A 13,400-nucleotide genomic window follows, 5' to 3' on the forward strand; every position below is an offset into this window, starting at 1 on the left:
TTGAACCCCCGACCTTCGGTTTACAAAACTGGTCCGACAGTTTTCGCGGGCTTGCCGATTGTTTCTAGAGATGAACTAAATCCCTTGTAAACATGCCATTTCTCCTTATTTTGCTTTCACCGTGTTGCCGCGGGATGGCCGTGGGTTTCCGTTTTGGTGGCTTCTCGGTGGCTACTTTTGAGGGGAAAGACCGAATGCCGATGGTTCGATTGGGCGCGTCATCACTAAGGATCAAGCCGGAGTTTCTACCGACCAATCGAGGCGCCGACCGGTACGTCATTTACTGGGACACACAGCTTAAGGGCTTTGGTCTGAAGATCACCGAGAATGGGCACAGGGCCTGGATTGTTGAGTATCGGCCCGGCGCGGGAGGTAGGGGCGTTTCCAAGAAAAGAATAGTATTGGGTTCGGCATCCACATTAACCGCCGAGAAGGCGCGCAGGGCCGCTAAGGATGCGCTGGCAAACGCCAGAGTCGGCGACGACCCTGCGACAGCGCGCGCCGACGGGCGTGCGGCGATAAGCGTATCAGACTTGGCCGATGCATTCATTACTGACCACGTGGAACCAAAGCGGAAGGATCGAACGGCGTCGACATATCGCCGGTTGATCGATGATTTTATCAAACCGAAGCTGGGAACCGCGCGTGCTATTGACCTCACCCGCGCTGAGGTCGCCAAGTTCCACCTATCACTGCGTAAGACAGCGGTCACGGCTAATCGTGCCGTTGCCGTGCTGAGCGCTATTTATTCGTTTGGCGACGCGCGCGGACTTGTGCCGGAAGGGACGAACCCGACCAGGAAAATTGAAAAGTACAAAGAAGAGAGCCGCGAACGCTTCCTGTCGGTCAAAGAATTTCAGCGGCTCGGGGCCGCACTGCGGGACGCCGAGACCCGCGGCATTCGATGGGAGCCGGACCCTCTCAAGAAAGCGAAGCATGCTCCTAAACCTGAAAACCGCGCCGTCGTAACCGACCAGCACGCCGTTGCTGCCATTCGCCTATTGTTACTGACCGGTGCGCGCCTGCGGGAAATCTTGCACCTCCGGTGGCTCGATTGGGACCAGCAGCGCGGTTTGCTCAATCTGCCCGACTCCAAGACCGGCAAAAAGTCCCTCGTTCTAAATGATGCTGCCACGGCTGTGTTGAAGAACCTGCCGAAGCTGGGGCGCTATGTCATTGCGGGCGAAAGGGCCGGCCAAAAGGACGAGCGGCCTCGCGCAGATCTGAATAGGCCGTGGCGCGCAATTCGTCGTCGCGCTGGACTTGAGGATGTCCGCCTGCACGACCTGCGGCACTCCTACGCTGCAGTCGGTGCGGGTCAGGGATTGGGTTTGGTGCAGATCGGCGGCCTGCTGGGGCATTCCCAGCCGAAGACGACAGCCCGATATGCCCACCTTGCCAACGCACCGCTGCGCGCGGCAACCAATATAATCGGCGACACGATCGCCAGTGCGCTTGGGGGTAAGTAATGGCGGCCCTTCCGAAGTCGTTTGATCTGGAAGCGATGAGGCTCCGCGTGCGCCTTCATAAGGGCGAGCGCGAGGCGGTGAAACAGCGCTGCGCAGAAATCCTGGCCGAGGGGAGGCATCGCCCAGAGATTCGGAAGATCGCCGATGAACTGGAAAAGGCTCGGCGCGGCCGACCGAGGACGGGGGCTAAGTATCGATGGTTCGAGATCGGCGAGCGGGACGGGATTCTTCGCGACGAAGGCCATAAGTATGAGGTTCGGCTGAGGCTCTTGGGCGAGGAGTTCGACCTGCGCGACGAGTCGAAGATCAAGACCGCGCTTGCTCTCTATAAGAAGGCCATGGACGAATACGGCGCGGTCGTTGGCGAGGGCTAGTTTCTCATTTTAAGCAACCATCTTTCCTATTATAGGCAACTAAGATCATAGGCCGACACGGCGCATATTCTCTCCATCGCCGCGACTCTCGCGGCAACAGGTGGAGGTAATGATGCACAATCTTCGGGTCGCGGAAGCGGCTGAACACCTTCGGTTATCCAAATCAACGTTGGACAAGCTTCGCTGTCATGGGGGCGGGCCGCGCTACTTCAAGCTCGGACGGGTGATTGTCTATGCGCGGGATGACCTTGACGCCTGGATGACATCGCGGCGGCGGGAGTCCACCGCTGTTGCGGCCAATGATAACAAGCAGGGCGGCACCCAAGCCGCCTAGTCCCAGCTCGATCGGTCCTTAGCCGAGAGCATCGCTCCGAAGGAGCAACCCCTAAAGGGGAATTCCACATTGCGAATCCTATCAGTCCGCCCGGCACCGCCTGGCTCGTCGACGATTGCGTACGTCGATGTCGAATTAATCGACGGCGCCAAACTATTCGGAATCCGCGTCTCGCGGGCTGATGACGGCACGTATCGCGCATTCGGCCAGAACTCCGAGCGCGGACGTACCTGCTCATTCTCTCAAGCCATCGTCGCAGACATCGCAGCAGCAACCATTTCTCAACTCTCATTGACGGGCCATCGCACCAATGACCGCACTCGCAGCTAACAACACCGACAAAAACGATATCGCCGACCTTCGGCGCACACTCTGCGAGAACGGCTATCCCCACATCCCTGTGAAGGATAAGGGTCCGCGTATTCCTGGCTGGGCGAAGAAGCGTATTACCACGGGCCAGGTAGACGGGTATCTTCGCCAATATCCTGACCACGTCCGCACTGGCATTCTGTGCGGCAACGATCTCGTCGCTATTGATATCGACGCGCCAATCGAGGCAGTCAGCGAGAGGCTGTTCACTCGGCTGACCGAGGTTGTGCACGCCGCTGCACAAGCGCCACGCCGTACCGGTAAAGCGCCAAAATGCCTATTCCTATTTCGAGCCACTGAGCCGGGCGACAAGAGTGCCACGCCAGAATTCAAGATCGACGGCGCTAAGCATCAGGTCGAGGTTCTGCGCGACGGGCAGCAGTTTGTCGCATTCGGCGATCACGTCGAAACCGGCAAGCCGTATCGTTGGGATAATGGCTCACCGCTCGATGTGAGGCCAGTCGATTTGCCCGCCATAACCAACAGTGAGATCGCCGCGTTTCTTTCCGAGGCCGAAACTATTCTCGCTGGCCTTGGCGAGCGGGTGAAGGAGAAGCCTAAGACGAAGCGCGCGTCGGCTGGAGATTCGTTCTGGCAGCAGGTCAACACCGCGGCTATTGCGTCGCCAGACCGATGGGTGGAAACGCTATTTCCTGGCGCACAGTACCAACCTGGCACTGGAGCGTGGCGAGTTTCCAGCCAAGAGCTTGGCCGGAAACTTGAGGAGGATATCTCAATCCATCCCGAAGGGATTCAAGACTTCGGCCGCGAACATGGTGCCACGCCCATTGAACTCGTGAAGGAGTTTGGTGGTGCGCCCACCACCAAGGATGCCGCATTCTGGCTATGCGAACAGGTTGGCGTCGATCCCGCCGATCTTGGATGGCAGCAGCGCCAGGCTGTCGCGATCATCACTGGCCCAGTCGCGCTGCCGACGCCCGCCAACGATGACACCAGATCGCCTGCGAACCGTCGTCATGACGAGGACCCTTTCACGCCTGAAGCGTGCGGTGGTCTCATGGCAGACATCTCACAGTGGATTCTCGATACGTCTCGGCGCAAGTCACCCGAGTTTGCGGTCATGTCGGCAATCGCCTTCATGTCAGTGTTCTATGGGCGGCGCGTTATTGGCCCGACCACTTGTGGGGTGAACCTCTATCTCGCCGGCATCGCCGGTCCGGGGTTCGGTAAAGAGGCGCCGCTGCAGCGGTTGGTGAAGTTGCTGCAGGAGACCGATATGGCGTTCCTCGTGGGAGCCGGTGAAGTATCCAGCGCCAGTGCGATCGAGAAAATCCTTCGTCGTAAGCCCGTCGTCGTAATGCCTTGGGACGAAGTTGGTGACGTTCTGGAGTCGATCAACGCAAAAGGAAATGGGAACTGGGCGTCGACAATTCGCAAAGCTATGTTGGAGCTATACTCGAAATCGACCGGTGTCTGGTTCGGCAAGGAAACCATGGATGACGATCGGATCGGGGCGCCGATCCATTGCCCGTCGTTGACAGTCATCGGCACGTCGACACCAACACGATTTTACGGTGGTTTGTCGGATAAAAACCTGTCGGACGGCTTCGCCGCCCGCATGGTCTTTATTGCCCCAACCAAGCGACCGGAGCGCGGCAATCCTCGCGACGGCGGGCTGGTGGTGCCGGAGCCATTGCGGGAGGCGATCAAGGAAGCGCAAAAGAAGTTCCCGTGGCCATCCATGAACTCGCAGGGGAATTGGCGGACGCCCGATGTTCAGCCCCATCTGTACGAAGTCCCGTGGGCTGATGAGGCGGCCGAAGCCGCGTGGTTGGCAATCGAAGATTGGCAGGAATCTGAAATCGAGCGTGACGAAACCAGGGATGGTCTCGTTGGACGATTGGCAGAGAACGCAATCCGGTTGGCCACTTTACGCGCGCTCAGCCGCAGCCCCTCGCGGCCTTCAGTCAGTGTCGAGGATGTGCGGTGGGCACACGCGATCATGTTGGCCTCCGTCCGGTCGCTCGATGATGGCGTCGACAAGTATATGTCTAGCAGCCAGTTTGAGCAGCTCTGCCAGGCCATTCTGTCTTCGCTCCGCTCCAGTCGCGGCGGCTCTATGTATCGAGCTGAATTGCTGAAGCGCCGCGGCATCAGTGGCTCAGATACCAGGACGTTTGATGCTGCGATCCTCCGGCTTCAGGAAACCCGCCAGATCGAGAAGACGGACGGCAAGCGGTTCGTTCTCTCACCCGCCAGTGGTGGGTGAGGGACTTGCAGAATTCTTGCAGAAGAACGGCAATTGCAACGAGGTGGTACTGGAAATTGTGCCACGGTGTTGCAAATGGCAAGAGTTTGGCAAGTGGTGTGGTAGGTGTAAGTATATGATATATATAAATATTATCTATTCACTTGCAGAATTGCAGCATTTGCAATCACTCCCGCTTTTTTCGGATCACTCCGAGAATCCCTATGGGTTGCAAATCTGCAAGTCGGTCTCGGAGGATGGGGTGTGATGATCGATCCAGACACAATTGAAGATGCCGACGACTGCGATGGCGAGTTGCTCCACGCCTACGGGCGCGACACCTCGACTGGCGAGTGGCAATGGCAGTGGGTGCCCGTTGATGTGCTGATCGAGGCAGGTCGCGGCGACTTGGTGCCGTGGTTAGGGTAGGGGGCCATTCCGAAGTTGCCAGCCCACCGCCTTGCCTACCGGCCGCACAGTCAGACGCGCGACGCCGCAGATATGCGGCTTATTTTAGCCCGGTGACACAAGCAGAAAACCTGCGGCGTCGCGTCCGCAAGAGCCGGCATTTGGAGGGGATCGGCGTAGAGCCCTACCTACCCCTCCGCCGCAGCCCACAATCGTCCATTGCGCCGCCCGGATTCAGCAGAGTGTTGAGTTTCCACGAAATGCTCGGCGGAGCCTAAGCGAGCCACGTGCATAGCTGCGAACGATATTGAGGTGCCGGATGCCCGCGGAGGGCGGTGATCGGCCACCGTTGCCTAACTTTGATAGGGAATTGGTCGACGTATCAGCCAAGCAACTCAAATGTGCCCATGAGAACGGAATGACGCGCTGGGTTGGCATTCGGGTCGTGAAGGTTTGGGACGGGCATGTCTGGGTTAGCCCTGAAGAGCGTTTCGGCGAAGTCCGTCAGCGCAAGCGCGACAAGGCTGCGTTCGAGAATTTCGATGCAGAAGCGCCCGATGCACAGGTGGAGTTAGCTCGGGCGATGGATACCGAGAAGTTGCGTGGTCGGCTCGGAAGCGTCCACTGTGTTGGACATGGCTGCGGGCAACAGCACGGCGGAGATTGGCGAGGTCTGGGGATTGGGCGGCCAAAACGCGACGCGGACGGCCGGCAAGAAGGTTCGTGCGGCGGTCGCCGCGCGGAAGACGGCGACGGCAGAAGGAGAGCGGGGTCCGGCTTAGAGCATGCACCCACAAGCATGCGTCAGCTTTGGCGCATTCGGGCCAACAGGCGATTTAGGCCGCCAACTGAGGCGGCTCTACTTTTTCGGAAACAGCTTATCCCTGACATAACGGGACGTGGGCGTCAGTCGAATGCCGCGCGGCTTCCGCCAAATAGCTCTGTCGATCTCGTTCTTGTCGCCAATGGTCAGGGGACCGGATGCTTTTCTGGCGACAAAGATCGCGTCACTCATTTTTTTGCCCGAGCGACGGTTCTTTGATCTTACCTCCCGCCAAAGCTGGACGCCTCCGAGCTTGAGCTTGGGTAGTTCCTCTTTGATTTCTCTTCGCAGGCAGTCTTTATCGGTCTCGCGCGGTAGCTTGCGACCGCCAGGAAACATCCAAAACCGGTCACTCTTGCGGCGCACCAAGAGAACCTTGCCGCGCTTCACGGCTACGAGTTTTGAGGACTTCGCCATTTCCGTTTTCGCCGACCAAATTGGTGAGCAACTATAGCAGAATATCGGTTGAGCCTCAGTTTCCGAAGGCTTGAGGCGATCGTTCCCGGTGGCGCTGCGACCGGGGAGGGGTGTCCGAGTTTTCCGAGAAAAATCGTTTTCAAAAACCGGCGGCCCCCCATTTTACTCGCATCTGCAATTCAAAAGTTGAGGTTAAATAGCGCAGGCCGAGGACAAAGGCTCTGTCATTAAAACTGAGGAGCATCATATGGATGGGTGGCTTGTACGGACTCATTGGATTTTGCGCTCTGAGCTCGCCGCTGTCGCGTGAAACGTCCAGTGCGCTGTCATAAATGAAGTCCGGCCACTGGATCATGGAGGAGCAACCTCGAGAGGTCGTCGGTTTAATTGTGGGTTGCCACTCACGATGATCATGCCATGTGAGTCTGATCCCGGGTTTAAGTGCGATCTCGAAAGACCCTCGAGAAGGAGCCAACTAGAAGCGGTACGCTAGATGGGCTTGCGACGCGGCACCGGCGAGGGCTGATGGGATTTGCCAAAGCTGAGTAACTCTGTCCTGAAGCAAGTCCAGGGCCGGAGTCCAATAGCAGCTCCGTGGAAACGATTCACAAGCGGATCAAGACAAATGGTGTTACGGTTTATTACGTCACGGTCCCGTGGTTCTGTGCATGCACGGCGGCCGCAAAGCAACCGTGAGTTCCTCCCGAGGACTGAGCGGCTCGGCGACAGATCTGCGTTTATCGCTCCGGATATGCAAGGTTAAGTCGATAGCGATAAGGCTACGAAGAGCATTGCAGAAGAGATGATGGTGGGCCAACAAGCGTTTTCCGCATGACCATCATTCACGTCGCAAGCATCATGCGCGACGCCGCGTTGTGGCGCTAGACCATTTGCGGACATCCATTGGAGAAACCCATGGTGACCCTCAACCAGGATATCATGTCACGACGCGGATTCTGCCTGTGCTGCGTGGCGGCGACAGCGGCCACGGGCGGCTGGCTCTCGCCGCGACAGGCTTTCGCGGAAGCGCGCAACATTGTGGACCTCATCCGCGACGACGCCGCCAAAGCGGCCATCAAAGTCCATAAGTTGCGCGACAATGTCAGCGTCCTCGAGGGCTCTGGCGGCAATATCGCGGTCATGACAGGCGCCGACGGCAAGGTGTTCATTGACGCCGGCATCACCGCATCCCGTCCGCGCATCCTAGAGGCTGCGAACAGTTTGAGCCGCGAGCCAATTTCGCACCTGATCAACACGCACTGGCACTTCGATCACACGGACGGAAATCAATGGCTAAATGCGGAAGGGGCAGCCATCATCGCCCATGAGAACACCCACAAGCATCTGCTAGTTGCCCAGAGAGTTGCGGACTGGGATTTCAACTTCCCGTCTCCTCCGCTATCGGCCGTTCCGACCGAAACCTTCTCGTCTGAGAAAGCCCTGAAGCTCAACCGGTCCACGCTTCTCCTTAAATATTACGGTCCCGCGCACACCGATAGCGACTTATCGGTGACGATCCCCGAAGCGGACATTTTTCATTGTGGCGATACCTACTGGAACGGCATCTATCCGTTCATCGACTATTCAACCGGCGGAAACATCGACGGGATGATCAAGGCGGCCGAGGCGAATGTTGCCGCCGTAACCGACAAGACGATCGTCATCCCGGGGCACGGCAACCCTGTCAGCAACAAGGTTGAACTTGCGGCCTACCGCGACATGCTTATCGCAATCCGCGACAATGTCGGCAAGCTCAAGCAGCAGGGCCGATCGCTCGATGACGCGATCGCCGCCAAGCCGACCGCGGCGTTCGATGCGATATGGGGCCAGTTCCTCATCACCCCGGCGCTCTTCACCCGACTGGTTTACGAGGGCGTCTGACGGTCCTCTCAAATGATGGCCATCACCCGTTCTTCCAGTGAAAGGAGTATGGATATGTCTGCCTCCGAGAAGCCGCTTCACATCGATATTCAGGTAACGCTCAAGGACGTGAAGACAGTGTATAGCATCGGCGCGTTGGCGTTCGAAGGCGATCTGCCGGCTTCCATTTTCCACCTTCAGCTGATCACCAACGACATCGCCCACGCGAAGGCCGAATCGGAGGTTATCGCCGTCTTTCACACGAATGCCGGCCACGTGACGCTGCACGACATCGCCTACAACGCCGATCGAAACATCGGGACCGGCAATCCCTATAAGGACCTTGTGGTAGACCTGATGAAGCGCAGTGTGCGCATCGAGCTATGCGGAGCGACCGCGAAGGCTCACAACTGGGGCAATGCCGATCTGCTCCCCGGCATCAAAGTCAACACGGATGCCATGGCGAGGACGACGCAGCTCGTTCAGCAGGGATTCGTAAAGATTACGGAATAAGCGCAAGAGAGCGTGTTGTTTGCGATCTGAGGAGCGTCTTTTCGACTCGAACAGGTAAAACTCCAATGGCCGATGCTAGGGCGAAAGCACGTTCTAGCCCAATACGCGCCATCTCCGGCTACGGAAGGAGAACGCCATGAATGTTCGTACCACTCTCACCTGGGCCGCCCTCGCATTGGTCGCCGGATCCGCCTTGGCACCAAACGGTCAGGCCGAAACGGTCACGCCTAAAATTGCGGAAGCGGTTCCGAACGCCGTCGAGGAGGTTTCGGGGATAAGAGTTCCCGACAGCAAATTGTCGCGCGATGCAGCTCAGGTCATTCGCGATACCGAAAACGATTTGCTGTTTCAGCACTCCATGCGCGTTTACTATTGGGCTGCTTTGGCAGGAAAGCGCAAGGGTCTGACCTTTGATCCGGAACTTCTCTACATAGCGGCCATGTTCCATGATTATGGACTGACTGCAAGTTATGGGGAAAGTCACCTGCGCTATGAAGTGGATGGCGCGAATGCCGCACGCGATTTTTTGCGGAGTCACGGCATTTCGGAAGCTGATGGCCAGAGCGTCTGGCTTGCGATCGCACTGCATACGACAAATGGAATTTCCCCGCATCTGTACCCCATCGCGGCACTTCTTGCCGAAGGAGCCAACATGGACCTTGTCGGCGCCGGCTATGACGACTTCACTGCCGCGCAGCGGAGCGCTGTCGAGACGGTTTATCCGCGTCCGCCACAATTCGCGGAAGGCTTCCTGCAGGCCCTTTACGACAGCCTCAAGCACCGTCCTGAAACCACCCAAGGCACCGGTTTGGCCGATGTAATGGCCTACAAGGACCCTGGTTTCCGTCGCAGGGACTTCAGCAATCTGATGCGGAAGTCGCGCTGGGCTGTCGGGCAATAGGCGAAGCGATCCCTCAGTGGTCCGGTTCTCCCACATGGAGAGCGTTCAGTTCGAAGAGGCTTCGGAGTTTCACAAGAAGATCTTGAAGCCGAAACCAGACTTTTGTCGTCGACGTCGAATGAGGCGCGTCCCTCCGCCTAGCTTGGCGATTGAGTGCGATGATGTGCTCGGCGTTGGGTCGACGGGCTGAAACCTGCGTTGACGACGGCATCAGCGATGGGTGATTACAAGCAGAGCCCACAAGCCAAAGCGTTCTCAGCAATTGATCCCGGTCCCCTCGGGAGCCGGCGGCCCTCCACACCTGCTTGCCGCGACGCTCATCGTTAGCCCGAATTCAAGCGGGCGCGGTGACTTCGCCCGTGGCCTCTACGTTGAGAACGATCTTTCCTTTCGGCGGTGATCGTCGGCCTTCTAGCATCATGTGCGCGTCTCGCGCATCGGCGAGAGGCAGAACTACACCGACGCGGGTTTTCAGTTCGCCGCGGTCAATGAGATCGGCGATTGTGCGCAGCCGCTCGGTGGTCACTTCCACCAAGAAGAAGGCTGCGGTGACCCCCCGGGACTTTGCGCGGTCTTGATCGGGCTGGGACACGGCGGAGATCAGCTTGCCGCCCGGGCGAAGAACCTGAAAAGAACGCATTTGCGTTTCGCCCCCGACGAGATCCAGTACCGCGTCCGCGTCCTTCACCTCTTCCTCGAAGCGTTGCGTATGATAGTCGAATACTTTGTCGGCACCGAGGGACCGCACGTATTCGACGTCCTTCGCCCCAGCCGTTGCGATTGAACGAAGCCGAGCGCGACGAGCGAGCTGAACCGCGTAGGCTCCAACGTTTCCCGCAGCTCCATGAATGACCACCGTCTGCCCGGCTTCGAGGCGAGCGTGGTCGAACAGACCTTGCCACGCCGTGACCGCAACGACGGGAACGGAAGCAGCTTCGGCATAGCTCAGCGAGAGTGGTTTCTGCGCGAGCATCGCAGCGGAGGCCACCGCGTATTGTGCGTAAGCACCAAGGAACTGAGTGTTGGTCACTCCGAAAACCTGATCTCCGACAGCCAGGTCCGAAATGCCCGATCCTACAGCCGCGACCGTTCCGGACAGATCGGAGCCGAGCGTGAGAGGAAGAGGCTGCGGCAACGCGCTCTTGCCGGCCCTGATCCAGCCGTCCCAGGGACCGACGCCTGCTGCGTGAACATCGACAAGAACTTCGCCCGGACCAGGATCTGGCCTTGGGACCCGTTCAAATATCATTACGTCCGGCGCGCCGAATTTGTGTACTCGCCATGCCAACATAGAAGAATCAGGAGGACCATTACCGACGAGAGTGCTTCCCATTCTGGACTCCTAAGAGTCAGCCGCCGGCTTGCGCTATTGCCGAGTTCAAAAGTCACACCTACGCTCGGCGCTCTCCACAACCCGGAGTCTGCACGTTTGAGAGATGGGCTTCGTAGCCTTTATCGCATTTTGAAATTCTAGACCGGGATCGACACAATTTCCCAGCACATTTCTTTGACTAGGGTGGCGAACTTCCTCAGGAGCTTCAGGCCGCCCCTAATCCATGGAGTGCACCACACGAGAACAGGGATCGCTGATCAGAACACGACAACCACACTGCCCGAACGAGACGCTGCTTTCAGTCTCCATCGCACTGCAGTATCTTCATACAGAAGGGTACTTCCGGTCCAACATTCGCGCGTTACCTTGTGGGTATCGATCTAAAGCGTCGGTGGGCATGAATTGCGGTGCTGTCGGCAGTTCAGCGCCCCCAAGACAGGAGTTTAACAATGAACGACATAATTTTCGGCATTAAGATTCCGGATAGCAAGATCGCGCGCGAAGCCACCGAACTGGTGCGGCACCACGAAACCGAGATGTTGTTTAACCACTCGGTTCGAGTCTTTGTGTTTGGTGCGATGAAGGGTGTCCGCCAGAACCTGAAATTCGACTCTGAACTGCTCTATGTCGCTGCGCTGTTTCATGACTTGGGCCTTATCGACACCTATCATACCGAGACAAAACGTTTTGAAGTCGATGGCGCAGATGCAGCGCGCGAATTTCTCAAGAGCCATGGCATTTCCGAATCGAAGGCGGATCTGGTGTGGGAAGCCATCGCCCTACACACCACGCCTGGTATCCCCCAGTATATGCGGCCCGAGATCGCTCTCACAAACGCGGGTGTTTTGGTGGACGTCGTCGGGATTGGATATGATGAGTACACGCCAGAGCAACGCGACCAAGTCATCGCGGCTTTTCCACGCGGTAATTTCAAGAGCGAATTTATCGAGGTTCAGACTTGCTCGGCTTTAAAGAAGCCTCAGACAACGTTCGGGACGGTGAACTTCGACTACATCGAATATCGCGATCCCACATTTCGCAAGCCAAACGCGTGCACTTGGATCCACAACAACCCGTGGCATAGCTGACCCTGCCAGCCGCCGGCCATCTGGAGGTGGTCGGGAGCGATCGCTACGCTGTTGCAGCACTCGGGAAACACAACAGCACGTGAATTATCCGTGCGAGCTTCCTCGACAGTCGCACTGTAGTTCACAGTAATCGGCTTGACGATGGCTGGCGCGCCAGCTGATCGGTGTTGCGCTGGCACTCCCGCTCCAGGGCGCGCCGTCTGTTACTGCAGCGGATTTCGGTATCGATCTGCGCAGGCTAGGCCACAAATGTCTCGATGGCTCGAACATCGACAAAATTATTCAGTCGGCAATCGTCCGCTCGTATTGGGAGGGAATAGTGAAAAATCTGCTTACAACCTATCAGGACGCCCAAAAGAAGAAGATCGCGGTCGGTCACTTCAATGTATCGGATCTATGGACACTGAAGGGCATCGTGGCGGCGGCCAAGGACCTGCAGGTTCCTGTCGTCGTCGGGGTTTCAGAGGGCGAACGCGAGCTTCTCGGTGATAGGCAAATATCGGCTCTGGTCGCAAGCTTCCGCGATGGCGAAGGACTCCCAGTCTATCTTAACGCCGATCACACCCACTCGTTGGAATCGGCGATGGCCGCCGCAAAAGTTGGCTTCAATTCCATCGTGTTCGATCTCTCAGCTCTTCCGATCGACGAAAATATCCGGAAAACCAAAGCAGCGGTTGAAATGCTCAAAGACATCAATCCGTCGATCCTGATAGAAGGTGAAATCGGCGACATCGGAACGGGCTCGCGGATCCATGATGCTGCCCCTGATTTCAGCCGCGGGTTAACTGATCCGGAGCAGGCCAAGGCCTTTGTCGAGGCGACCGGTATACACATCTTGGCCCCTGCGGTCGGCAACATGCACGGCATGCTGCGGAGCATGGTTGAGGGAAAGACTAGAAAGCACCTGGACATTGAAAGGATTGCGGCCATCAAGCGAGCCACTGGGACGTTGCTTACGCTTCATGGCGGGTCGGGAACGGAGGATGTCGATTTCGTCAGTGCCATAGATGCCGGCATAAACATTATTCATGTGAACACTGAGCTCAGGGTGGCTTGGCGTCGTAGCCTGGATGACGCGCTGTCAGCTATGCCGGATGAAGTGGTTCCGTACAAGATCCTGCCCGCAGTCGTGGAAGCGACGCGTCGACTGGTGTACTCTCGATTGAAATTGTTCAACAAGCTCTGAGACTCGATCTTTAGAGGGTTGCTCTCGCTCTTGTCGGTGGAATGGCGGCCACTCACAGTCGCTGAGTTCCTAGCGCATGATTCGAGGTTCCGATTTCAGAGCTTCAACACGTCAAG

The 13,400-nt window shown here is 57.6% G+C and carries 13 protein-coding genes; 10 read left to right on the top strand and 3 right to left on the bottom strand.

All coding sequences use genetic code 11. The features are described from left to right. The first annotated feature begins 194 nt into the window (after window positions 1–194). The 5 genes from AB7531_RS16745 (at window position 195) to AB7531_RS16765 (ending at window position 5,184) form a co-directional block, all read left to right on the top strand. Window positions 195–1,469, top strand: coding sequence for a tyrosine-type recombinase/integrase (locus AB7531_RS16745; protein ID WP_441279989.1), 1,275 nt, complete (start codon window positions 195–197; stop codon window positions 1,467–1,469). Continuing rightward, window positions 1,469–1,843 (top strand): hypothetical protein, encoded by a 375-nt coding sequence (locus AB7531_RS16750; RefSeq protein ID WP_441279990.1) that lies wholly within the window; start codon window positions 1,469–1,471, stop codon window positions 1,841–1,843. Before AB7531_RS16745 ends, AB7531_RS16750 begins: the two co-directional genes overlap by 1 nt. A gap of 109 nt (window positions 1,844–1,952) precedes the next feature. Then, window positions 1,953–2,177 (top strand): helix-turn-helix transcriptional regulator, encoded by a 225-nt coding sequence (locus tag AB7531_RS16755; RefSeq protein WP_441279991.1) that lies wholly within the window; start codon window positions 1,953–1,955, stop codon window positions 2,175–2,177. Between the two features lie 310 nt (window positions 2,178–2,487). Further along, window positions 2,488–4,776 carry a bifunctional DNA primase/polymerase gene (locus AB7531_RS16760; protein ID WP_441279992.1) on the top strand — a complete coding sequence of 763 codons (2,289 nt, stop codon included), beginning with the start codon at window positions 2,488–2,490 and terminating at the stop codon, window positions 4,774–4,776. 246 nt (window positions 4,777–5,022) lie between these two features. Further along, window positions 5,023–5,184 (top strand): hypothetical protein, encoded by a 162-nt coding sequence (locus AB7531_RS16765; RefSeq protein WP_354080645.1) that lies wholly within the window; start codon window positions 5,023–5,025, stop codon window positions 5,182–5,184. Between the two features lie 838 nt (window positions 5,185–6,022). Here AB7531_RS16765 and AB7531_RS16770 read toward each other — a convergent pair. Both AB7531_RS16770 and AB7531_RS16775 read right to left on the bottom strand, forming a co-directional pair. Next, a complete protein-coding gene (locus tag AB7531_RS16770) occupies window positions 6,023–6,403 on the bottom strand; it encodes an NUDIX hydrolase (protein ID WP_354080641.1) in 381 nt (126 codons plus the stop codon). A gap of 139 nt (window positions 6,404–6,542) precedes the next feature. Further along, on the bottom strand, window positions 6,543–6,758 hold the full coding sequence (locus AB7531_RS16775) for a hypothetical protein (RefSeq protein ID WP_441279993.1): 216 nt from the start codon (window positions 6,756–6,758) through the stop codon (window positions 6,543–6,545). Between the two features lie 560 nt (window positions 6,759–7,318). Between AB7531_RS16775 and AB7531_RS16780 the strand changes: the two genes are divergently transcribed. The 3 genes from AB7531_RS16780 to AB7531_RS16790 all read left to right on the top strand — a co-directional run bounded on the left by AB7531_RS16780 (window position 7,319) and on the right by AB7531_RS16790 (window position 9,677). Continuing rightward, window positions 7,319–8,284: an MBL fold metallo-hydrolase gene (locus AB7531_RS16780; RefSeq protein ID WP_283016388.1), complete on the top strand. Its 966-nt coding sequence runs from the start codon at window positions 7,319–7,321 to the stop codon at window positions 8,282–8,284. Between the two features lie 54 nt (window positions 8,285–8,338). Further along, window positions 8,339–8,776, top strand: coding sequence for a DsrE family protein (locus AB7531_RS16785; protein ID WP_063986621.1), 438 nt, complete (start codon window positions 8,339–8,341; stop codon window positions 8,774–8,776). A 136-nt stretch (window positions 8,777–8,912) separates the two neighbouring features. Continuing rightward, complete coding sequence (locus AB7531_RS16790; protein WP_084795271.1) at window positions 8,913–9,677, top strand: HD domain-containing protein; 765 nt, start codon at window positions 8,913–8,915, stop codon at window positions 9,675–9,677. 334 nt (window positions 9,678–10,011) lie between these two features. Here AB7531_RS16790 and AB7531_RS16795 read toward each other — a convergent pair whose 3' ends face one another. Continuing rightward, complete coding sequence (locus AB7531_RS16795) at window positions 10,012–10,968, bottom strand: NADP-dependent oxidoreductase (RefSeq protein ID WP_283018866.1); 957 nt, start codon at window positions 10,966–10,968, stop codon at window positions 10,012–10,014. Between the two features lie 491 nt (window positions 10,969–11,459). Between AB7531_RS16795 and AB7531_RS16800 the strand changes: the two genes are divergently transcribed. Together AB7531_RS16800 and AB7531_RS16805 are read left to right on the top strand one after the other, a co-directional pair. Continuing rightward, window positions 11,460–12,098: an HD domain-containing protein gene (locus AB7531_RS16800; RefSeq protein ID WP_283016389.1), complete on the top strand. Its 639-nt coding sequence runs from the start codon at window positions 11,460–11,462 to the stop codon at window positions 12,096–12,098. A gap of 319 nt (window positions 12,099–12,417) precedes the next feature. Beyond that, on the top strand, window positions 12,418–13,284 hold the full coding sequence (locus AB7531_RS16805) for a class II fructose-bisphosphate aldolase (protein WP_283016390.1): 867 nt from the start codon (window positions 12,418–12,420) through the stop codon (window positions 13,282–13,284). Window positions 13,285–13,400: the final 116 nt, after the last annotated feature.

The organism is Bradyrhizobium sp. 63_E2_N1_3, assembly GCF_052076005.1.
GTDB classification, from domain to species: domain Bacteria; phylum Pseudomonadota; class Alphaproteobacteria; order Rhizobiales; family Xanthobacteraceae; genus Bradyrhizobium; species Bradyrhizobium barranii.